This is a genomic window from Streptomyces sp. SirexAA-E (assembly GCF_000177195.2).
GTDB lineage: Bacteria > Actinomycetota > Actinomycetes > Streptomycetales > Streptomycetaceae > Streptomyces > Streptomyces flavovirens.
The window spans coordinates 7,333,319-7,353,015 of the sequence record NC_015953.1 but is presented as its reverse complement, the minus strand read 5'-3'; the positions used below and the strand labels follow the sequence as shown (position 1 = coordinate 7,353,015).

Here is a 19,697-nt window from a genome sequence, read left to right as displayed (position 1 = left end):
CCGCTGACGTGCGCCTGCGCGCCTACAGGTCGAATTCGATGTGTTCCAGGTCTGTGTACTCGACGAGGAGTCCCGCGGCGCGGCGGCCGCCTTCCTTGAAGTAGATCTCCTGGAGGCCTTCGGCGGCGATGTTCTGGAGCTGCCGGTCGTCGGCGCCTTGGTCGCGGGCTTCGAAGAGACGTGCGGCGTAGGCGGGCGGGAGGGCGACGGTGAGGTGGCGCAGGCGGGCGTCGTCGGTGGTGCCGGGGGCGGCGGTGTAGCCGAAGCGGGCACGGGTGTCGATGACGATGCCGGTGCTGGTGGCCGCCGCCTGTTTGGCCCTGGCGCGGATCTGGGGCTGCCACCGCTTCTTGACCTCGTTCTCCAGGCGGAGGGCGAGATCCCTGCGGGGCTTCTTGATCTGGTCCTTCACGTAGCGTTCGACGGTGCGCTGGGACACCCGCAGCATCTGCGCGACGGCCCGGGTGCCCTTGTACTGCTTGACGAGGTAACGCATCTGCGCGCCGGCCGACTTCGGGATGGGGCGGGTGAAGGCCCGCTGCACCGCCTTGTCGAGTCCTTCTCCGACCATGCTGCTCACGGTCTACTCCCCCGTGTCCGGTGCGGCGACGTTGCCGTCCTTGATGTAACGGGCGAGGTTGAGCTCGTGGCCGTGCTCCTCGCGTACGCCTTCGGCCCAGAGCACGGTCTGCGTCCCCTCGTGCTTGACCATTCCCGGGCTCACACCGAGGCGGAACCCTCCCGGCAGCGGCTTGCCCTGACGGTAGGGCAGGAAGTCCAGCGGGGACGGCCCGTCGGTGGCGTAGACGGCGCAGTCGGAGAGGACCGCGACCGGGTACGCGCCGGTGAACGCCGCGTGCTTGGCCATCTTGCGGTGCATGTTGACGCGGGTCTTGGCGATGACCGCGGCGCGGATGTCGGGCCGCCAGGTGGGGCGGGACAGGGCGCGCCACGGCTCGCCCGGTTTCCATCCCTCGCCGCGGGGGCGCTCGCGGAGCTTGCCGATGCCGCCCTTGACGGTGGCCTTCACCGCGGACAGGACGACGGCCATCTGCGGATCGCGCTGCCGGTATCCCTCCATCGCCGTCAGGAAGTCGGCCGGTGACAGGTCGCCGGTGACACCGAGGTCGGCCATGGTGGCGACGTAGGCGTCGCGGAGGCGGTTGTACCAGCCGTCGAGGTAACGGCCTTTCTCGTGGCGCACGTAGGCCTCGACCGGGGACACCGGGTGACCGAGCTCCACCGCGTAGGCCACGGTCGGTGTCGCGTACCAGGCCGGGCCCGCCGGGCGGTCGCCCTTCGGCGTGAACGGGGAGGGGAGCCGCTCGTCCAGCTCGATGTGGGAGAGGTCCACCAGCCAGGCCCCGGGGAGCTTCGGGTCGAACTCGGGGCGCCGGACGTGTGTGGGTGCCCCGAGCCCGACGACGGTGCCGTTGGCACCGGCCGCGAAGGCCATGTTGACGTCGATGCCCACCAGGTACCGCTTGGTGTACTCGTCGTCGGTGAGCGGGCGGGCCCAGTCGTACGCCTCTTCCATCAGCATCTCGGCCGGGGTCCGCTGGTGGAACCGGGGCAGGTCCTTGAGCAGGGGGTGGCCGTCGGGGGCCTCGCACGGGGCGCAGTCGACCGGCTCGTCACCGAGCGAGCCCGGGTTGTGCTCCCGATGCCGCTTCCCGTCGGCGTCCGGTTCGGACGCGCGGGTCGGCGGGTGCAGCGCGGTCATCAGCTCCAGGCCCGTCACCGCCGTCGAGCCACGCGGGGTCATCACCCGCGTCGCGTACGTGCCGAGCACCCGGGCGAGGTCGGCCGCCGGGAGGTGCGCGGCGTCGCCCCAGTGCCGGGTGTCGAGGGCGCCCCAGGAGGGGACGCACAGCTGCACACAGGCACGGCGGCCGCCTTGGGCCGGGCGGTAGACGCGGGCCCAGGGGCCGAGCCCGCGCTTGGTCAGCTTCCAGTCGGCGCGGGCCAGTTGCCCGACGGCCTTGTGTCCGTCCGGCAGGCGGCCCGACAGGCGCTCCTCCTGGCTGAGGTGGACCGGCAGTCCGTAGCGCTCGCACGCCGCTTCGGTGAGCACGAGCAGCGGGTCGGCGTCCTTGCCGGGACCGCTCAGCCGGGGCGCGCCGAGCTTCCCCTCGGCCAAGGCCCACTCGATGAGGGACGGGACGGACCTGGCGGGTACGTCGAGGACGAGGCCGCCGACGCAGTAGGCCAGGGTGTGTCCGTCCTCGACGTCGACGACCGCCAGCGGGCCGTTCTCGAAGCGCGGGTCGTGGGTGTCCTTCGGAGCGGCCTTCCTGGCGGCCGGGCGGCGCGACGCCGACGGCCTGGACCCGGTCGACGGCCGGGCGGCGACGGCCTGCCGGGGTGGGTGCTCGACGGTCGGGGCCCCGGTGCCTTCCGGTGCCGGAGGTGGCGTGAACGGGGCGTGCGGCGCGGTGGTCGAGGCGGGGACACCGGACGTCTGAGGCGCCTCCGCCTCGTGCGTGTCCTCCGCGTCGTCGGCCGCTCGGGCGGGGTAGAGCTCGGCGAGCTTCTCCAGCAGCCTCGCGTAGGCCTCGCGCTGCGGCGGTCGCGGCTCCGTCCGTCCGTTCTCCCAGGAGACGACGGTCGGCCGCCGCACCTTGAGCGCGGCCGCCACCTGCTCCTGAGTCAGCCCGTGGGCCTTGCGCAGCCGTTCACGCTCGGCCGGCGGGGGCAACGGTGACGCGGACGCGATCAGGGCGTCGACCGCTTCGAACAAATCGGACATGGAGCACCTCCTACGCCCGATCGTAGCGCGAAAAAGACTTCTTCCCTATCATCCTGCGCACTTTTCGCGTACTTCCGCGTTGCGGAGGTCGGAGCGATGCCCCTGCCGGTTCTCGCCGAAGCGCGAGGGCGGCAGGCCGAAGGCGCGCGTGAAGGCGGCGGTGAAGGCGGCCGGAGAGGCGTAGCCGAGACGGCCGGCGACCTCGCTGACGGACGCGGTGCGCAGCAGCGGAACGGCTGCCAGGAGACGGGCGCGGCTGCGCCATACGGCCGGGCTGTCACCGGTCTCGGCCCGGAAGCGCCGGGTGAAGGCCCGCTCGCTCATGGCCGTCCGCGCCGCCCAGGCGGCGTTGGTGACGCCTGCGTCCGGGGCGGCCAGATACGCACGGCAGAGCCCCGCCAGGTCGGCGGAGACGGGGATCGCCACGTGGAACGGAAGCGGTGCGCGCTCCGCGATCTCGTGGAGGAGGAGCTCGACGATGCTTCCCTCCCGCCCCGCCAGGCTGTAGTCGAGGGGGAGATCCACGGCGACCAGCAGCAGTTCGCGCAGCAGAGGGGGCACCTCCACGACCGTGCAGGTGCCGGGCCACCAGGGAACGGCGCCCGGCTCGATGTAGAGGCTTCTGGTGCTCACCCCCAGCATGCGGACCCTGTGCCGGGTGGCCGCCGGAATCAGCACGGCGCGCTCGGGCGGGACGGTCCAGGTCCCCTCGGCGGTGTCGACGACCATGACGCCGGTGGCGCCGTAGAGGAACTGCGCGCGCCGGTGTCGGTGCCAGTCCAGCACATGGCCGGGCGGGTAGTCGGTGCCGATCGGCAGGACGGCCCGGTCGACATGGTCCACATCGGCCAGCGAGACGTTCTTCACGATGCCCACCTTACGGGCCGAGACTCGAAGGAAGTGTGCCGACCATCGAATGCGGGACAGCGATGCGGGCTGGTGGGGTGGGGAGCATGGATGTCGTGCTGTTGATCGGGGTCGGGCTCCTCACCGGAGTGACGACGGTGTTGTTCGGGTTCGGCGGCGGGTTCGTCGCGGTCCCGGTGGTGGTGTGGGCGGACGCCGGGCTCGGCGCGGACGCGATGAGGGTGGCGACGGCCACCTCGGCGCTGGTGATGGTGGTCAACGCGGGGTTCGCCACGGCGGTCACACCGAGGCGGGTACTCGTCGCACTGCGCGGAAGCGGCCTGCTGCTGATCCTGCTGGCGGTCGGCGCCTGGGCCGGTGCGCTGGCCACGCGTCTCGCCCCGTCCGGCCTGGTGCGCTGGGCGTTCATCGGCTACGTCGCCCTGACCATCGCCGACGTACTCCTGCGGCCCGGCTTCCTGCGTCCGCACAGCCAGGAAGGGACGGCCCCCGGTACCTCACGGCCGCTGCCGGCCGTGGTGGGCGCGCCGGTCGGTGCGGTGGCCGCCTTCCTCGGCGTCGGGGGCAGCGTCATGACCGTCCCCGCGATGCGGCGGGCCGGGCACTCGATGCACACGGCGGCCGCGCTGGCCAACCCGCTCACCCTCGCCATCGCGGTCCCGGCCACCGCCGTGGCCCTGGCCGGGACCGCGATCCCCGCCGCCGCGGACGCGCACCTGGCGGGTCTTGTCGATCTCCGCGCCGCCTCGGCACTGCTCCTCGGGGCCCTGCCGGTGATCGCGGTGCTGCGGCGGCGCCCCCCTCGCATCCCCGATCACGTGTACGCCTGGTCGTACGTCGGGCTGCTCGCCTCGGTGACGGTCGCCATGCTGCCGATGGCCTGACGGACGCCGGGTGGACACAGACGGGGCCCGTCAGGAGTCCGACGGGACGTCAGGAGTCCGGGCAGACGCCTTCGTCGACGGAGAAGCTCACGGATTCGTAGCCCATCTCCAGCTCGCGCTTCAGCGCGTGGACGTCGAGGCAGAAAGCGGTGTCCGTGCCGTCGGCGGTGACGGTGTACCTGGCCTGTTCCGCGCCGCCCTCGAGGACGGCGGACCGGGGCTGCTCGGAGGCGAGCGCGACGCTCAGCCCGTCCGGCGAGCGGTGGCCCGCCTCCGCGATACCGGACCGCAGGATGTCGTCGTACATTCCGCCTCCGCTCCCCGGCCCCAACTGGGCGTCCCTCGACAGTTCGACGGTCGCCGTCGTCACGGCGTCCCGCAGTTCGCTTCCGTTCCAGTCGTGGGAGGCTTCGAAGAGATCAGGGTGGTACAGCAGGTACATGCCCCCGGCGACGAACAGCAGGGACCCGACGATGAGGGCGCGACCGGCAGGGTTGTGCGGGTTGTAGACGTAACGGTTGGTGCCCCACTTGCTGCGTATGAAGATGCGGTCCGCGTCGTCGCTGCTGTTGGTCATGTACCGATTCTCACCCCCCGGCGGCCGTACACGGGTGGGCAGCCCCCGCCGCCGGGGCCGGCGTGGGGCCCGGCGGCGGGGAGAAGGAGTGGCGGACGGACACCGGCTCAACGGCCCTGGAGGTTCTTGACGTTGTCACCGAAGGTCCAGTCGCGTGAACCGTCCCAGTTGATGGACCAGGTCATCAGGCCCTTGAGCCCGCTGTAGGTGTTCCACGCCTGGGCCACCTGGGCGGGTGACATGTGGCCGCCTCCCGCACCCGGCTGGGCGGGCAGGCCCGGGACCTGCTTGTCGTAGGGGACCTTGACTGTGGTGCCCTGCACGACGAGCCCCTTGTCCAGGCAGTCCGTCTGGGCGGTGAATCCCTGGACGGTGCCGGCCTCGTACGAGTCGCCGGAGCAGCCGTACATGCTGCCGTTGTAGTACTGCATGTTCAGCCACCACAGCCGGCCGTTGTCGGCGTACTTCTTGATGACCGGCAGGTAGGCACCCCAGATGGAGCCGTAGACGACGCTGCCGCCGGTGACGTACGCGGTCTCGGGGGCCATGGTCAGGCCGAAGCCGGGCGGCATGGCGGCGAGCACGCCGTCGATGATCCGGATGAGGTTGGACTGGGACGGCGAGAGCTGACCGATGTCGCCGCTGCCGGCGAGACCGGTCTCGATGTCGATGTCGATGCCGTCGAAGTTGTTCGCCTTGAGGATCGGGACCACGGTCTCCACGAACCGGTCGGCCACGGCCGTGGAGTTGAGGTCGATCCCGGCCGTCGCGCCGCCGATGGACAGCAGCACGGTGAGGCCGGACGCCTTGGCCTGGCACATCTCGGCCGGCGTGGGCACCCGCACGGTGGCGTCCATGCCGTCCTCCCACAGCACCGTTCCGTCGGAACGGATGACCGGGAAGGCGGCGTTGACGACGTTGTAGCCGTGGGCGGGAATGAGCGGGTCGGCGATCGAGGTCCAGCCGAAGGGCGGGTGGACGCCGTTGGCGGCTCCGTCCCAGTTCTCCCAGTACCCCTGGAGCACCTTGCCCTGCGGCCGGGGCTTCACGGCGCAGGTGTCGGCCGCGGTCGTGGAGGTGGTGCGGGCGAGCGGGGCGTCCGCCCGTGCGGACGCGGTCGGCACCGTACCGAGCAGGGCCTGCGTCGCGGTCGCGGCGACCGCCAGCGCGACGGCCAGGAACGATGCCTTCCGCATGCTTCTCGTCATGGGTCGGGGCATGGGGGGATCCCTTCTGCGGGCTGCGCCCGGGGGTGAAGAGGGGGCGCACCGGGGGTGCGCCTGGTGGTTGCCGCGGCAACCGGCTCGGCTGCCGTGTGAACGGCGGTGGCCGGGGACGGCGTTGGCCCCTCCCGGCCCGGCACACGTGGGGCGGCACCGGACCGGGAGGGCGTCGGGTCGAGCGGGTCAGAACCGCACGTCGGAGCAGGCGTAGAAGGCGTTACCGGTGTCGGCCACGGTCCAGACGCCGAGGATGATGTGCTTGCCGGTCTTCTGCGGCAGGACTCCCTCGTGGCTGACCGTGGAACCGGGGAGGCGACCGCCGAAGGGCACGGTCAGGAACGGCTGCGGGTCCAGGTCGGCCCTGGTCAACGGCTTGGTGGGGTCGTAGCCGTCCTTCGTGACGTAGTAGCGGAAGTCGGTGGTGGCGTGACGTGCGCTGATACGCCAGACGAAGGTGTGGCTCCGACCCGCGGTGAGCGTGGTGGCGGGCCAGTTCCCTCCGCGCGGGTCGTCCAGCTCGGAGAAGCGGCCGTTGCCGCCCGCGCAGATCTGCCCGTCGGCGGGCCCGCGGGTGGGGAACCCCTTGGGGCCTTCCACGCTCGGCGGCTCCCACTGGATCTGCCCGCAGTTGCGGACGGTGCCGTTGCCGCACAGTTGCTGGCGGCTGACGGGCGAGTCGGTGTAGCCGTGACCCTGGGCACTGCCGGCGGTGGCGACGAACGCGCCTCCGACCAGCCCGAGGCCGAGGAGTAACGACGTGATCTTTCTACGCATGGTGCGCTCCCGTGGTCCTGGGTTCCGGATGTCTGGGCGGACACGCGGCCTCCGGTGCGCCTGCCGGGTGGAGCGGCGGGGACGAGCGCGGCAGGGCAGCGGTGACCGGAGGCAACGCGTCCGCTGCGGTCTAGACCAAGTTCGAGGCTAGACCCACCAGTTGGACATGTCCATACCAATGAAGCGTGACGGGGAGTGCACTGCCCCCGAGCCCGGAAACCGTCGCGTCTGCGTCAAAGAGCCCACCAGCAGTACAGGCGGTGACCGGCCGCCCGTGCGCGTACGGCCACCCCGGACAGCAGCTCCAGGGCCTCGACGGCCGTCTCCGACGTGACTCCCGAAGCCCGGAGTTCTTCGGTCCCGGCCCACGGGCCCGCCGCTTCGACGAGGTCCTCGGGCGAGGCCGACGCCAGCGCCTCGCGCAGCGTGTCGGACACACTCACGACAAAAGCGCTCTCCGCGTCCGGGGACGACAGCAGGCGGCCCGCCCGGGGGCGCCGGGACGCCTCCTCGTAGGTGCAGCCGGTCAGAACCGTCTCGAGTCGAGCCGTCGCCACGACCGGATCCATCCCCTTCAGGGAAACCACGTCGAAGGCCGAGGCGTCCGGCCCTCCGTACTCGTCCAGCACCCGGACCGCCGCGTCGTCGTCGGGCGCCGAGAAGTAGTCACAGATCACCATGAGGTGATCCTCGCAGCCGGGTCCGACAGTGCGGGGCCGCCGACCGCCGCGCACCGGGAGGACGGCCGCGATCTGCGTCAACGCCCCGCCTCTCCTTACCGGTCCGGGTGACTCGGCAGAGGTTCGCGGGCGTGTTGATCTTCCCTCTCGCCATCATCTTGGCCGTGGCAGCCGTGCCGTACGGCCGGACGGCACGGCTGTGCCCCGTGTCAGCACCGTGCTGTCCGAACCCACCAGGAGCACCCATGGCGAACGAACTGAAGTACGGCGACAAGATCTACCTGCAGAACGCCTTCAACGACTACAAGGGCGGCTACCTGGACACCAACGGGCACGCCGACGCGTCCGGCGCCAAGTACGGGGTGTCGACCGCCGAATCACCCACCCGGGGCCAGGGCACGGGAACGTGGGAGATCCTCTCGGCCGGCGGCAAGGCCGTCGGCACCCCGGTCATCAGCGGTGACCTCGTCCAACTGCGCAACCTCTACGGCGGCGACGGCGGCTACCTCGACACCAACGGGCACGCCGCCGCCGCGCAGAAGCAGTCCGGGGCCCAGTACGACGTACTGACCTCGACGGCCAGGGAGCGCGCCGCCGGTTCCGGCACCGGGAACTGGCACATCTTCGCCCGCGCCTCCGCCCCCTCCGACCGGAGTGTCCGCATCGGTGACGTCGTGCACCTGTGGAACACCTACGCCGGCAACGGCGGGTTCCTGGAGACCAACGGCAACGGGCACGTCGCCGGGCAGTACAAGGTGTGCACCAACGTCTACTACAACCGGGCCGCGGACGTCGCCGACTGGAAGATCCACCGCGCCTGACCACGGCGGGGAAGCCGGCGCTCGGCCGGTACCCGCACCCGGCTTCCCCGCCGCGGTCACCGGCGCCTCCCGTCCGGCAGGGCGCCGACGGGCCCGAAAGCCGCCGCTCCACCACCCACGGGTGCGACGACGGGCCACATCGGTCCGGGAAATCCGCTCCTCATCGGACCGGTAGACCGGCCCGTTCCGTACGTAGGTTGCGGTTCCGGGCCGCGGACCACCTGCCGCGGACCGGACGTCAGGATTCACCCGTGGGAAAGGAACGTGCCATGCTGCACCGCCGAATCGCAGGACCGGACGGCCCGGAAGCAAGCGTCCTGGCACTGGGAGCGCTCCCGTTCGGCAGCACGGTGGACGAACGGACCTCGTTCGCGATCCTCGACCGCTTCGTCGAGGCGGGGGGCACCGTGATCGACACCGCGAACAACTACGCCTTCTGGGCCCCGGGCGGGACCGGCGACGAGAGCGAGACCACCGTCGGACGGTGGCTGGCCGCCCGCCCCGGCGTACGGGACGAGGTCATCCTCTCCACCAAGTTCGGGGCCCGGCCGTCGGTCGCGGGCGCGGGGCTGGAGTCGGCCGAGGGGCTCTCCGCCCCGGTCGTGCGGAAGGCCTCGGCGGAGAGCCTCCGCCGCCTGGGCACCGACCGCATCGACGTGTACTGGACCCACATCGAGGACAGGTCGATACCTCTGGAAGAAACCCTCGGGGCGCTCGACGACCTCGTGACGGGCGGAGACGTCCGGGCGCTCGGCTGCTCCAACCACACCACCTGGCGCACCGAACGGGCCCGCGCCGTCTCACGCGCGAACAACTGGACCGGCTACAGCTGTGTCCAGCTGCGCTACTCCTACCTCCAGCCGCGCACCGACGTCCCCTTCCCGGAGTCCGGGCACACGCACGTCTCGCCGGAACTGCTCGACTACGTGCGCGCGGAGGGCGACCTGACCCTCATGGCGTACTCGACGCTTCTGTCGGGCGCCTACGCCCGCCCGGGCAAGCCGCTCTCGGCCCCCTACGACCACCCCGGCACGCAGGCGCGGCTGAAGGCACTGGCGGAGGTGGCGGACGAGCTCGGCGCCACGCCCAACCAGGTCGTCCTGTGCTGGCTGCTGGGCGCGGACCCCGGTGTGCTACCCATCGTCGGCGTCAGCTCGGTCACCCAGCTCGACGAAGCGCTCGCCGCGCTGGACGTGCGGCTCTCCTCCCCGCAGCGGGCGCGGCTGGACCGGGCGGGCAGCATCTGAGGACGGCGGGGCGAAGGGTCCGGAGAGACCGGCCTCATGCCGGAGGGCGCCGGGGAGCCCGCCCGCGCTCCGGGGCCCCGACGGCTTCCGCCAGTGCGCGGACGGCCCCCGGGACCGCGGCGTCGGCGAGGTTGCCGTACCCCAGGACGAGGGCACCGCCCGTGTGACCGTCCGTCACGCGGTATTCGCCGAGCCCGGCCAGCCGTACACCCCGGGCCTCCGCCCGACGCACGGTCCCGGCCTCGTCGTCGTCCGGCAGGTGCAAGAGGAGATGGAAACCGGCCGCCTCCCCGGAGATCCGGCATCCGGGCAGGCTCTTGCCCAGCTCCTCGACCAGGAGATCCCGCCTGCGGCGGTACCGCAGGCGGGACGCCCGTATGTGGCGGTCGTACGCACCGGACCGGAGGAACGAGGCGTACGCCAACTGCTCGACGACGGGAGGCGGGAAGCCGGGCACGGCCCCGGCGATCGCGTCGGCCCACCGGCGCGGCGCACACATCCAGCCGAGGCGCAGGGCCGGCGCGAGTGTCTTGCTCACCGATCCCAGCAGCGCGACCCGGTCGTGGTCCATCCCCTGCACCACGCCCACGGGCCGGCGGCCGTGGCGGAACTCCGCGTCGTAGTCGTCCTCGACGACCAGTCCGTCCACCCGGCGCGCCCAGTCGACCAGTTCGGCCCGCCTGGGCGGGGAGAGCACGGATCCGGTCGGGAACTGATGGGCCGGTGCCACCACGACCGCCCGTACGCCCGCCAGTGCGGCCAGCCGGTCGACCTGGAGCCCTCCGTCGTCGACCGGAACGGGCACGGCCTCCAGCCCGACCGTCTCGATCGCCGACCGCAGCCGTGTCCACCCGGGGTCCTCGACCGCCACCCGTGTGTGTCCTTCGTGGCGCAGCGCCGTGCACAGCCGCACCACGGCGTCCTGGGTGCCGCCGCACACGACCACGCTCTCCGGTGTGGCGGACGCGGCCCTGCCGCGGACGAGATAGGCGGCCAGTTCCCGGCGAAGGAGCGCGTGGCCGGACGCGTCCGGGTAGCCCAGATCGGCCGTTCCCATGGCCGCGACGGCGTCACGTACGGCGTCGGCCCATCGCTTCCGGGGGAAGGCTCTCAGGTCGGGCACGCCGGGCATCATGTCGAACTCCGCCGGCCTGGGCTCCTTCGGCCGCGCGGGCCCGGCACCGGGGGGCGGGACGGCGCCGGCCCGGACCCTGGTGCCCGAGCCGCTCCGTGCCTCGAGATAGCCCTCGGCGATCAGCTGTGCGTAGGCCTCGGTGACGACCCATCGGGAACACCCGAGATCCGCCGCGAGGGTTCTGCTGGGCGGCAGCACGCTTCCCGCCGCCAGCCGGCCGCTCACCACCGCCGAGCGCAGCGCGCGCCGCAGCACGGTGTGCAGGGGCCCGCCGGGCTCCCTGTCGAGGTCCAGCGACGTCGCCCAGGCGAGGCTCCCGTGATCCACCACAGCGCCGAATGCTAGCCGGGGCCGCCGCCCGGCCCAACTCGCTCTGGGGCGGCAGCCGCAGTGGTCCGTCAGGGGCCGGGGTCAGACACAGGTGCTAGGGCTTGTTGCGAAAGTAGCGCCGTCCGCCCGGAGGGCGGGTCCGGCGGCGTCTGGTGCGTGCGATCGCAAGGCGGAGGGTCGCCCCGATACTGGATGTATCGGGGCGATACCGACAACGCAGCGAGCGTGCGTGCCAGGCGTCGCCGGACAGGCGGGACTTTCGAAACAAGCCCTAGGACTGAACGACCGCGTCACCGGGCGGACCGTCGTCGGTCTCCGGCTCCTGCGGCTGGTCGCTCAGCTGCTCACGTACGTAGCTCCACACCACCGCGATCAGTCCGGCGGCCGGTACCGCGAGCAGGCTGCCCACGATGCCGGCGAGGCTGCCGCCCAGCGTCACGGCGAGCAGGACCACGGCGGCGTGGAGTCCGAGCCCTCGGCTCTGGATCATGGGCTGGAACACGTTGCCCTCCAGCTGCTGCACCACGATGATGATCACGAGCACGATGATCGCGTCGGTCAGGCCGTTGGACACCAACGCGATCAGGACCGCGACGAAGCCTGCGAACAGGGCACCGATGATCGGCACGAACGCCGACACGAAGGTCAGGACGGCCAGCGGGAGCACGAGGGGCACTCCCAGGATCCACAGGCCGAGACCGATGAAGACCGCGTCGAGCATGCCGACGAACGCCTGGGAGCGTACGAACGAACCGAGGGTGTCCCAGCCGCGCTCCGCCACGGTGGGGATGTCGGTGGCGAGCCTGCCGGGCAGCTGACGGGTGAGCCACGGCAGGAACCGCGGCCCGTCCTTGAGGAAGAAGAACATCAGGAAGACGGACAGGACGGCGGTGACGACTCCGTTGACCACGGTGCTCAGCCCCGTGACGACGGTGGTGACCGTGCTTCCCAGACTGTTCTGGATGCGGTCGATCCCGGCGTCGAGAGCGTGAGAGATCTGGGCGTCGTCGATGTTCAGAGGAGGTCCTGCGGCCCATTCCCGGAGTTTCTGGATGCCTGCGATCACCCCGTCGGTCAGCTGGCCGGACTGGGACGCCACCGGCACGGCGATCAGCGCCACGATCCCCCCGACCACCAGGAGGAACAGCACGGTCACGACCGAGGCGGCGAGGGCCGGAGGCCAGCCACGCTTACGGAGGAACCGGGCCAGGGGCCAGGTCAGCGTGGTGAGGAACAGGCCGACCACGAGCGGCCAGACGACCGGCCACATCCGGCCCAGGATCCACAGCGTCACCCCGGCCATCACAAGAACCAGCAGCAGTTCGGCGGAGAGGCGCGCCGATGTGCGAAGCGTTGTGCGGGTTTTCGTGGCGTTCAACCTGGCAGACATGGAGTCACCTTATTGGCTCCCCCGGTGCGCTACGACGGCGCGTCCCCGGCGCCCGGGCCGGGGACGCGCCGCACGGGCGGCACGCGGGACGGGCGTGCCGACTCAGGTCAGCCGGCGGTGGAGGAATTCCACGGTGCTGCTCCACGCCTCCTCGGAGGCGTGCGGGTCGTGGGCCTCCGGCCGGCCGTCGTTGAAGAACGCGTGCCCGGCCGGATAGGTGCGCAGGTCGGCGTCGATGCCGGACTGCTCCTTGATCTTCTGGCGGAGTTCACCGAGCGACTCCAGGGGGATCGACTCGTCCCGTTCCCCGTAGTGGCCGAGGATCTCCGCGCGGAGGCCGGAGAAGTCGGGCAGGTCCCCCTGGATGACCCCGTAGAAGGGCACCGCGGCGCCGACCCTGGGTTCGGCCGCTGCCAGGTACAGCACGAAGCCACCCCCCATGCAGAAGCCGACGGCGCCGACGGAGTCGGAGGTGACCTCGGGGCGGTCCAGGAGGTAGTCGACCGCTCCGGAAAGCAGTTCCACGCCTCGCCGGACCGGCAGATCCCGCATCAGGCGGAGGGACTCCTGCGAGTCGTGTGCGACGTTTCCGCCGTAGAGGTCCGGGGCCAGGGCGACGAAACCCTCTTCGGCCAGGCGCCTGGTGACATCGGCGATGTGGTCGGTCAGGCCCCACCACTCCTGGATGACGATGACCCCGGGCCCCCGGCCCGCAGGCGGGAGCGCGAGGTATCCGTGGGCGGTGGCCGCCGAGCTGGGAAACGTGACGTTCTGGTGGACCGGGTTGCCGGTGGACCGAGGTGACTCGGACAAGACGGTTCCTTCCTGGGCTGTGCGCGGGCCTGAACGGTGCCGGACGGGTCCGGCACCCTGCTTCCCCCTCCCCCAACCCTGCCATCTCCGTCGGACCCCGCGAGACGTGGTCCCCGGGTGTCGTCCGCCGCGTCCTCGCGACGGTCCGGAACCGTGCGCGGTGCACACCGTTACCCCGGGCCACGCCGGAAGTTGTTCGGATCGACAGTCGATCAGACCAATCCATACGTCTCTGGCCGCCGAATCCCTGTCGGGAGTCGCAGGGATCACCACCTGACGGGACGCCGGCCTCACGGGCCGATACCAGCGGAGGAACGAACGGATATGCGCGGCGTGACAGCGGGCCGGGACGGCGCGCGGAAGGACCAGGACGCAGGCGCCGACGAGGCGCGGGCCGGGAGAGCCGGCGACGCGGCACCCCGTCACGTCGTGGAGGCCGGGGGCGAGGCCGTCGGCACGATGGCGTCCACGCCGCATGTCCTCGTGCCGTCCCGGAAGGGCCGTACCCGGCCGGCCGGCCCGGTGTTCGTTGACGTCACCGGCAGGCGCGGCCGCACCTGGCGGCGGGCCGGCTTCGTCGCGGGACTCGCGTGTGCCTGCTACGCCGCCGCGGTGGCCGCCGCCCTGGTCGGCGGGGATTCCGGCGCGCCCTTCCTCCAACTCCCGCGTGCCATGGGCGCCGACCGTCCGACGGAGGCACGGCCGTCCCCGACGTCGGGGGGAAGCCGGGAGGTACCGCCCTCGGCGTCCGGGGCCGCGTCCGCCTCCGGGGTACCCGGGGCCGACCGGCCGTCGGTGGCGTCCTGGAGCGGTGTGCCCGACGCGCCCGGAGCCTCGCCCCGGACCACGGACGACGCCCGCGACGAGGTGACACCCACGAGGTCCCTGCCGGGCGGACAGGCCGCCGACGGAACTGCGGACACACCACCGGGCGGCGGGAGCGGCGAAGCACCCGCACCGGCCCCCACCACCACATCCGCGCCCACGCAGGAGACCGGAGGCATAGCACAGCCGACGACCGCGCCCCCGGGGAGCGGGAGCGGATCCGTGGACGAACCGCAGACCGAAGAGGCGGCTCCCTCCGGCGGGCCGCTCGGAAACCTGGTGGGCGGACTGCTGGGCGGGCTGCTGGGCGCCCCCTGACCCGTCGGCGGCGGGGAAAAGCGCACCCGGGGGCCCGAGTCGGCGCGTCACGCCCGGACAGGGTCTCCGCGGAGCGCGGGGCCGACGTAGCCGGTCCTTCCCCGCACACTTCGCCCACCGTACGGCTAATCTCTTGGCAGGAACGGTAGTTCGGTATCCGTGCCGAGTGTCTGCCCAGGGGGGCCCATGATCGCGCTGCTGGTGTTGTTCGGGGTGTTGGTCGCGGTGGCCGTCTCGCTCGTCGTCGTGCTCCTACGACGGAAGCACGCTCCTACCGAGACGGCGGAGGGCCTGCTGATCGAGCAGGAGGCCCGGCTTCGGGCGCACCACTCGCGCGTCTCCTTCAACTCCCGGGTGGCGCACAACTCCACGCCCACCATGGGTGACAGCCACCACCGGCAGTAGTGCACCGCACGATCAGCGGGGCCGGTCGCGGACCGCGTCGACGTCTCCGTTGACGGTGGTCAGGGTCATGCTGTGCCGGGGCTGTTCCCCGGCACCGGGCCCGGGGACCGTGACCGAGGTCCGGCCGTTGCGGGTGGTGGCCTCGGTCCGGTAGAGGGGTGCGTCGTCGGGAAGCGTCACCCGGACCGAGCCGTTGGTCGTGGCGGCGACGAGACGTATCGGCGAGGTGTCGGCAGTGAGCGTCACGTCTCCGTTGACCGTCTCGGCGTGCAGGTTCGCCGAGTCCACGGCGTCGGCGCGCACGGAGCCGTTGCGGGTGGTGAGCCGTACGTCGGCGTCCCGCAGTCCGGAGCCTACGACCGTCACATCGCCGTTGACCGTGGCCAGGTCCATCGCCCCGGCGACCCCTGCCGCGTCGATGCCCGCGTTCCTCGCCTGGACGGTGACGGAGAGGTGGGCCGGGACGTGGACCACCGGCATGCGGGGGCACTCCCGGTCGTGGTCGGGGTGTTCCGGGCAGGACAGGTCCAGAGTCCAGCCGTCGCCGTCGCGGGACCAGCCACCGGTGACGAGACGGTCGACACCGACCCGGTCCGAGTCCGCCGGCCTCAGGCGGACCCCGTTGTCCGTGGTGATCACCAGGTGGGACCGGCCGGACAGGGCAGGCGGGGTGGCCGGGCCCCCGGCGGACTCCCCGCCGCGGGCGGAGCCGCACGCCGCGACGAGGGGAGCGACGGCCAGCAGGACGGCCAGCCGCCGTACGGGGACACGGGAGGCGGAGTTCATGTTCGCTCAGCTGCCCACAAGCGACCGGTTCATGACACCTCGGGGCGGTGCGGGCCGGATCACGCCGCGTCCCGGCGATCCGGGTTCCGGCTCACGGCCCGCGACACCGCGCTCTTCGCCGGCCGGGCCGGCTCCACGGCGCTCCTCGACGAGACGAGTGTGAGGTGCCGGCGGCCGCGAGCGTGGCGTGGTTTCTCGGCCGCGGTGAGCATGCGGTCCTCGTAGCGCCCGAGAAGGACGACGGAGACCAGCAGGAAAGGCGGAAGGAGAAAGACGACAACGATCACAGCAGGCTCCCCGGGATGTATGGGTTCCTTGTTCGCGTTGCCCGCCTGCGCGTCTCCAGTGCCCCGTTACGTGAGGATCGTGTGACCGTCCGTCGATCACCGACCGTTCCCCCGGGGCCTTGCCCCAGGCTCTGCGGCCGGGGGCTGTGTGCCCGGGGCCGCAGTGGCCCAGGACTCCCCGGACCGCTGACAGGCCCCGGGCGAACCCGGGGCCTGTCAGCGCGTCACACGATCAGCGGGGAGGTCTCACGCGGTCAGGAGGGAGTCGTCCTCGGGGCGGGCCCCGGGGAGCTGGTGGCGGGCCGCGATCAGGGCGGCGTCGATGTCCCGGGTGCCGGTGGCCACGCACAGCGTGTAGGAGATGTCGTCCATGCGCTGCCGGACCTCCCCGTCGCTGTTACCGGCGTCCAGGATCCGGAGCGTGTCGTACTCCTGGACCAGGTTCCGGAGGATCGCGGGGTGTGCCATCAGCATCGGGGGTCTCCTTCCACGGGACTCACAAGATCGTGTCTCCGCCCCACTACCCCGGGTCCCCGACGCCATACGTTCCCCGGAGGCCGGGGTGCGACAGGAACGTCACCAAGACCCGGAACGGACGTCCGGTGGCGCTCCGCGCTCCGACGTGATCCCGGACAAGGGGAGGTACGCGCATGAGGGGCGCCCTGCGCCGAGTGCTGTTCACCGCGCTGGTCGCACTGATGACGGCAGGGTGTTTCGCACCGCAGCCATCCACGGTCGGCGACGGTGACGCGGTGCCGCCCGAGGTGTCCCGAGGCCCCCTGTCCGTATGTCCGGGACCGGACGGCACCTGGACGCTCGGCGCGCCCGGCGCCGGGCTCTTCGGCGAAGGCCGCCATGTCGCGCGACTGCGCGACGGGGACCGGCCCGGGTGGCGCGCGGAACCCCCGGCGGAGTTCGACCTGACTTCACGTCAGCCCGGCGAACCGCATTCCGCGCTCGTCCACCGGGGTACGACGGTGCTCGTGGGAGGACGCGAGGGGCGCACAGGGCCGGCCTCGGTCGGCGGCCGGCGCCCGGTGAGTACCTCGTCTCCGAGGGAGCGGGGCAGGAGAACGTCCGCCCAGGGACGCCCCGATCGGCCCCTGTCCGAACACGGCGGGCTCCCCCACCGCCCCGAAGCGGCGACCCCGAAGCGGTCGATCCCGCCACGCGCGCCGTCGGTCCCGGCTTCTGGCAGGACGGACGCCGAGTGGTCCACGTCGCCCGAGGCGACGACGTGCCGGGGCGGGCCGGTCGGACCGCCGGGCCTTCGTGCAGCCGGTGAAGGGCTCGACGGTCAGCCACCGCGCCGAGCGGGCAGTCGGTGCGGCTGGGAGCGGTGCGCAAGGGCTGATCGTCGACGGGCCCTACCGACGCACCGGCACGTGAGGACCCCGGCCGGCCGTTCTCGACAGCCGACCGGGTTCGGTGACACCTCGTCAGCGGCCGTACGTACTGCGGCACAGGTCGAGGATGTCGGTGGAGGCCACTCCGCGGCCCGCCGCACAGACGGTGCGCATGTCGTAGGTCCGCTGCGGAGCGGCCGTACGCGAGGCGGGGCCCGTGCGAGGCGGCGTGCCCGTGCGACGCGCGTCCGGGCGCACCGTGACGGGGTGGCGCGGTCGGCCGGGGGCCTCGGGGCGGGCCGGGGCGACGGGGGCGGCCTGCCGGTCCGGCGCGCGATTCTGCTTACGCCTCTTCCCGCTCCTCTCTTCCGGCTCCCCCTCGGCCTTCCCCAGGGCGTCGTGCACGGGCGGGGGCGCGGTGGCTGTGGACGCCTGTGCGGCGGGCATGTTGCGGGAGTGCCCGGAGGGGCCCGGGGCCGGTCCGTCCGGGCCGGCCGGCACGGACACGCAGCCCGCCGTGCTCAGCAGGGCGACGAGTGCGAGGGACATCGACCGCAGGTTCATGCCCTGGTCAACGACGGTCGGCTCAGCCGGACACGTCCCGTTCGCGCAGGCGGGTGGTGGCCGTCGCTCAGCCGGGCAGGCCGCCCTGGGCGACGCCCAGGGCACGGGCGATGGCACGGGCCGGGGTCGCCTCCGCGGTGTGCGCGCTCCACGCCCACTCCTCGACGGCGACGCGCAGCGCACCGTTGAGCACGGTCGCCTGGACCCGCGGTTCCAAATCGTCGGGGTGGTGGCCGGTGCGCTCGGCGATGACCGCGGCGAAGACCGGCTCGGCGTCGTGGTGGACCTGGAGCCAGACCGTGCGCAGTCCGGGCTCGGTCCGGGTGAGCCGGACCAGGTCGCGCAGCGCGTCCGTATCGGTGGCGGCCGGCTCCTCGTTCGCCGGGGAGCGGGTTGAGGCGACGGCCTCCGCCAGTGGACGGTCACGGGGCCACGACCGCATCAGCTCGGTGGCCGCGTCGAGGGCGTAGGTCAGAAGCGGACGGACGCACAGCTCCTTCGACGGGGTGTAGCGCCACAGGGTGCGCTGCGAGATGCCCACGGCGGCGGCGATGTCGTCGGCCGTCGTCCCGGTGACGCCCTGGTCGGCGAAGAGGCGCACCGCCTCGCGGGCGATTTCCAGCCGGGTGGCGGCCTTGCGGCGCTCGGTCAGCGGAGGGCGGCCGAGGCGGGGCCGGTCGGCGGGGGCGGCGGCTGCGGGGGCGGCGCCCTCGCCCTCGCTCGTGCGCGTGGTCTCCACGGTCCTGGCCACCTTCCGTCCGGCTGCGCCCATGGTATCGACCTCTTTTTATGGCCGGAAAAGCCATCTTGGCAGTGCCCGCCACAAAAGAGTAGCGTGGCCGCCGTACCACCGACAGCTAGGAGCACTTCATGAGCAACGCCACCCGCGGCCTCGGCCGCAGCGTCGTCGTCACCGGGGCCGGGTCGGGGATCGGCCGGGCGACCGCCCTGCGGTTCGCGAAGGAGGGCGCGCGCATCGTGATCGCGGACATCGACGGCGAGGCGGCACAGGCCGTCGCCGAGGAGGTGGCGCAGGCCGGTGGCGCCGCGGTGGCCGTGGCCGGGGACCTGCGGGAGCAGACCGTGGTCGACCGGGTCGTGGCGACGGCCGTGGGAGAGTTCGGCGGGATAGACGTCCTGGTCAACAACGCCGGGATCATGGACAGGATGTCGGCGGCGGCCGATACCGAAGACGACGAGTGGGAGCGCGTCATCGGTATCAATCTCACGGCCCCGTTCCGGCTGACCCGCGCCGCGCTGCCGCACATGCTCGCCGCCGGGAAGGGCGCGGTGGTGTTCACCGCCTCGGAGGCGTCCCTGCGGGGCAGCGCCGCGGGCGCCGCGTACACGGCGTCCAAGCACGGCGTCGCCGGGCTGACCAAGTCCTTGGCCGTCATGTACCGGGACAAGGGGATACGCACCAACGCCATCGCGCCCGGCGGCACCGTCACCAACATCCAGGTCGAGGCGGAGCGGGGCGCGCACGGACCCACCACCCTCGCCGCCTACATGGGGAACGTCGGCACCCCGGCCCAGGCGGACGAGCAGGCGGCGGCCATCGTCTTCCTGGCGTCCGACGCGGCCAGCAACATCAACGGCGTGATCCTCCCCGTGGACAACGGCTGGTCGGCGGTCTGAGACCCCGGCTCGCAGATTGATCCACCCCACCCGCCGAA

At 72.4% G+C, this 19,697-nt stretch carries 20 protein-coding genes; 6 read left to right on the top strand and 14 right to left on the bottom strand.

What is annotated here, in order from left to right; translation table 11 throughout:
• Positions 1 to 22: 22 nt before the first annotated feature.
• The 3 genes from SACTE_RS32215 to SACTE_RS32205 are packed head-to-tail and all read right to left on the bottom strand — an operon-like array spanning position 23 to position 3,616.
• Complete coding sequence (locus tag SACTE_RS32215) at positions 23 to 571, bottom strand: hypothetical protein (protein ID WP_014050216.1); 549 nt, start codon at positions 569 to 571, stop codon at positions 23 to 25.
• Between the two features lie 12 nt (positions 572 to 583).
• Positions 584 to 2,749, bottom strand: coding sequence for a helix-turn-helix transcriptional regulator (locus tag SACTE_RS32210; RefSeq protein WP_014050215.1), 2,166 nt, complete (start codon positions 2,747 to 2,749; stop codon positions 584 to 586).
• Positions 2,750 to 2,797: 48 nt separating this feature from the next.
• Positions 2,798 to 3,616, bottom strand: a complete 819-nt coding sequence (locus tag SACTE_RS32205; RefSeq protein ID WP_014050214.1) for a helix-turn-helix transcriptional regulator — start codon at positions 3,614 to 3,616, stop codon at positions 2,798 to 2,800.
• 86 nt (positions 3,617 to 3,702) lie between these two features.
• On the opposite strand from SACTE_RS32205, the gene SACTE_RS32200 reads away from it, so the two are divergent.
• A complete protein-coding gene (locus SACTE_RS32200; RefSeq protein WP_019993709.1) occupies positions 3,703 to 4,500 on the top strand; it encodes a sulfite exporter TauE/SafE family protein in 798 nt (265 codons plus the stop codon).
• Between the two features lie 49 nt (positions 4,501 to 4,549).
• Here the strand turns inward: SACTE_RS32200 and SACTE_RS32195 are convergent, their stop codons facing one another.
• From SACTE_RS32195 to SACTE_RS32180, 4 genes are all read right to left on the bottom strand, one after another.
• Complete coding sequence (locus SACTE_RS32195; RefSeq protein WP_014050212.1) at positions 4,550 to 5,077, bottom strand: hypothetical protein; 528 nt, start codon at positions 5,075 to 5,077, stop codon at positions 4,550 to 4,552.
• Between the two features lie 107 nt (positions 5,078 to 5,184).
• Complete coding sequence (locus tag SACTE_RS32190; RefSeq protein WP_019993710.1) at positions 5,185 to 6,273, bottom strand: chitinase; 1,089 nt, start codon at positions 6,271 to 6,273, stop codon at positions 5,185 to 5,187.
• 210 nt (positions 6,274 to 6,483) lie between these two features.
• Positions 6,484 to 7,074: a lytic polysaccharide monooxygenase auxiliary activity family 9 protein gene (locus tag SACTE_RS32185; protein WP_014050210.1), complete on the bottom strand. Its 591-nt coding sequence runs from the start codon at positions 7,072 to 7,074 to the stop codon at positions 6,484 to 6,486.
• Between the two features lie 233 nt (positions 7,075 to 7,307).
• Positions 7,308 to 7,754, bottom strand: a complete 447-nt coding sequence (locus SACTE_RS32180; RefSeq protein ID WP_014050209.1) for a hypothetical protein — start codon at positions 7,752 to 7,754, stop codon at positions 7,308 to 7,310.
• Positions 7,755 to 7,999: 245 nt separating this feature from the next.
• Here SACTE_RS32180 and SACTE_RS32175 point away from each other — a divergent pair, with 245 nt between their 5' ends.
• Positions 8,000 to 8,575, top strand: coding sequence for a hypothetical protein (locus SACTE_RS32175; protein ID WP_014050208.1), 576 nt, complete (start codon positions 8,000 to 8,002; stop codon positions 8,573 to 8,575).
• 269 nt (positions 8,576 to 8,844) lie between these two features.
• A complete protein-coding gene (locus SACTE_RS32170; protein ID WP_014050207.1) occupies positions 8,845 to 9,822 on the top strand; it encodes an aldo/keto reductase in 978 nt (325 codons plus the stop codon).
• A gap of 34 nt (positions 9,823 to 9,856) precedes the next feature.
• Here the strand turns inward: SACTE_RS32170 and SACTE_RS32165 are convergent, their stop codons facing one another.
• The 3 genes from SACTE_RS32165 to SACTE_RS32155 form a co-directional block, all read right to left on the bottom strand.
• Positions 9,857 to 11,287, bottom strand: coding sequence for a PLP-dependent aminotransferase family protein (locus tag SACTE_RS32165; protein ID WP_014050206.1), 1,431 nt, complete (start codon positions 11,285 to 11,287; stop codon positions 9,857 to 9,859).
• Positions 11,288 to 11,558: 271 nt separating this feature from the next.
• Entirely contained in the window at positions 11,559 to 12,677 is a 1,119-nt protein-coding gene (locus SACTE_RS32160; RefSeq protein ID WP_014050205.1) for an AI-2E family transporter, read from the bottom strand.
• A gap of 102 nt (positions 12,678 to 12,779) precedes the next feature.
• Positions 12,780 to 13,490 carry a dienelactone hydrolase family protein gene (locus tag SACTE_RS32155; RefSeq protein ID WP_014050204.1) on the bottom strand — a complete coding sequence of 237 codons (711 nt, stop codon included), beginning with the start codon at positions 13,488 to 13,490 and terminating at the stop codon, positions 12,780 to 12,782.
• 324 nt (positions 13,491 to 13,814) lie between these two features.
• Between SACTE_RS32155 and SACTE_RS32150 the strand changes: the two genes are divergently transcribed.
• Together SACTE_RS32150 and SACTE_RS32145 are read left to right on the top strand one after the other, a co-directional pair.
• Positions 13,815 to 14,633, top strand: coding sequence for a hypothetical protein (locus SACTE_RS32150; protein WP_014050203.1), 819 nt, complete (start codon positions 13,815 to 13,817; stop codon positions 14,631 to 14,633).
• Between the two features lie 186 nt (positions 14,634 to 14,819).
• A complete protein-coding gene (locus SACTE_RS32145; RefSeq protein WP_014050202.1) occupies positions 14,820 to 15,038 on the top strand; it encodes a hypothetical protein in 219 nt (72 codons plus the stop codon).
• A 12-nt stretch (positions 15,039 to 15,050) separates the two neighbouring features.
• Here the strand turns inward: SACTE_RS32145 and SACTE_RS32140 are convergent, their stop codons facing one another.
• From SACTE_RS32140 to SACTE_RS32120, 4 genes are all read right to left on the bottom strand, one after another.
• Positions 15,051 to 15,824 (bottom strand): DUF4097 family beta strand repeat-containing protein, encoded by a 774-nt coding sequence (locus tag SACTE_RS32140; protein ID WP_014050201.1) that lies wholly within the window; start codon positions 15,822 to 15,824, stop codon positions 15,051 to 15,053.
• Positions 15,825 to 16,357: 533 nt separating this feature from the next.
• On the bottom strand, positions 16,358 to 16,585 hold the full coding sequence (locus tag SACTE_RS32130; protein ID WP_014050199.1) for a DUF5133 domain-containing protein: 228 nt from the start codon (positions 16,583 to 16,585) through the stop codon (positions 16,358 to 16,360).
• A 965-nt stretch (positions 16,586 to 17,550) separates the two neighbouring features.
• Positions 17,551 to 18,006 carry a hypothetical protein gene (locus tag SACTE_RS32125; RefSeq protein WP_019993714.1) on the bottom strand — a complete coding sequence of 152 codons (456 nt, stop codon included), beginning with the start codon at positions 18,004 to 18,006 and terminating at the stop codon, positions 17,551 to 17,553.
• 82 nt (positions 18,007 to 18,088) lie between these two features.
• The gene (locus SACTE_RS32120) at positions 18,089 to 18,793 is read right to left on the bottom strand and encodes a TetR/AcrR family transcriptional regulator (RefSeq protein WP_014050197.1); all 705 of its coding nucleotides are present in this window, start codon (positions 18,791 to 18,793) and stop codon (positions 18,089 to 18,091) included.
• Between the two features lie 98 nt (positions 18,794 to 18,891).
• Here SACTE_RS32120 and SACTE_RS32115 point away from each other — a divergent pair, with 98 nt between their 5' ends.
• A complete protein-coding gene (locus tag SACTE_RS32115) occupies positions 18,892 to 19,659 on the top strand; it encodes an SDR family NAD(P)-dependent oxidoreductase (protein WP_014050196.1) in 768 nt (255 codons plus the stop codon).
• The last annotated feature ends 38 nt before the right edge of the window (positions 19,660 to 19,697 follow it).

Bases quoted from the DNA above. Each gene is read 5' to 3' on its own strand.
- SACTE_RS32150 (WP_014050203.1), top strand. From the start codon at position 13,815: ATGCGCGGCGTGACAGCGGGCCGGGACGGCGCGCGGAAGGACCAGGAC.
- SACTE_RS32170 (WP_014050207.1), top strand. From the start codon at position 8,845: ATGCTGCACCGCCGAATCGCAGGACCGGACGGCCCGGAAGCAAGCGTC.
- SACTE_RS32210 (WP_014050215.1), bottom strand. From the start codon at position 2,749: ATGTCCGATTTGTTCGAAGCGGTCGACGCCCTGATCGCGTCCGCGTCA.
- SACTE_RS32180 (WP_014050209.1), bottom strand. From the start codon at position 7,754: ATGGTGATCTGTGACTACTTCTCGGCGCCCGACGACGACGCGGCGGTC.
- SACTE_RS32160 (WP_014050205.1), bottom strand. From the start codon at position 12,677: ATGTCTGCCAGGTTGAACGCCACGAAAACCCGCACAACGCTTCGCACA.
- SACTE_RS32145 (WP_014050202.1), top strand. From the start codon at position 14,820: ATGATCGCGCTGCTGGTGTTGTTCGGGGTGTTGGTCGCGGTGGCCGTC.
- SACTE_RS32195 (WP_014050212.1), bottom strand. From the start codon at position 5,077: ATGACCAACAGCAGCGACGACGCGGACCGCATCTTCATACGCAGCAAG.
- SACTE_RS32200 (WP_019993709.1), top strand. From the start codon at position 3,703: ATGGATGTCGTGCTGTTGATCGGGGTCGGGCTCCTCACCGGAGTGACG.
- SACTE_RS32140 (WP_014050201.1), bottom strand. From the start codon at position 15,824: ATGAACTCCGCCTCCCGTGTCCCCGTACGGCGGCTGGCCGTCCTGCTG.
- SACTE_RS32130 (WP_014050199.1), bottom strand. From the start codon at position 16,585: ATGCTGATGGCACACCCCGCGATCCTCCGGAACCTGGTCCAGGAGTAC.
- SACTE_RS32190 (WP_019993710.1), bottom strand. From the start codon at position 6,273: ATGCGGAAGGCATCGTTCCTGGCCGTCGCGCTGGCGGTCGCCGCGACC.
- SACTE_RS32175 (WP_014050208.1), top strand. From the start codon at position 8,000: ATGGCGAACGAACTGAAGTACGGCGACAAGATCTACCTGCAGAACGCC.
- SACTE_RS32215 (WP_014050216.1), bottom strand. From the start codon at position 571: ATGGTCGGAGAAGGACTCGACAAGGCGGTGCAGCGGGCCTTCACCCGC.
- SACTE_RS32120 (WP_014050197.1), bottom strand. From the start codon at position 18,793: ATGGGCGCAGCCGGACGGAAGGTGGCCAGGACCGTGGAGACCACGCGC.
- SACTE_RS32125 (WP_019993714.1), bottom strand. From the start codon at position 18,006: ATGTCCCTCGCACTCGTCGCCCTGCTGAGCACGGCGGGCTGCGTGTCC.
- SACTE_RS32115 (WP_014050196.1), top strand. From the start codon at position 18,892: ATGAGCAACGCCACCCGCGGCCTCGGCCGCAGCGTCGTCGTCACCGGG.
- SACTE_RS32185 (WP_014050210.1), bottom strand. From the start codon at position 7,074: ATGCGTAGAAAGATCACGTCGTTACTCCTCGGCCTCGGGCTGGTCGGA.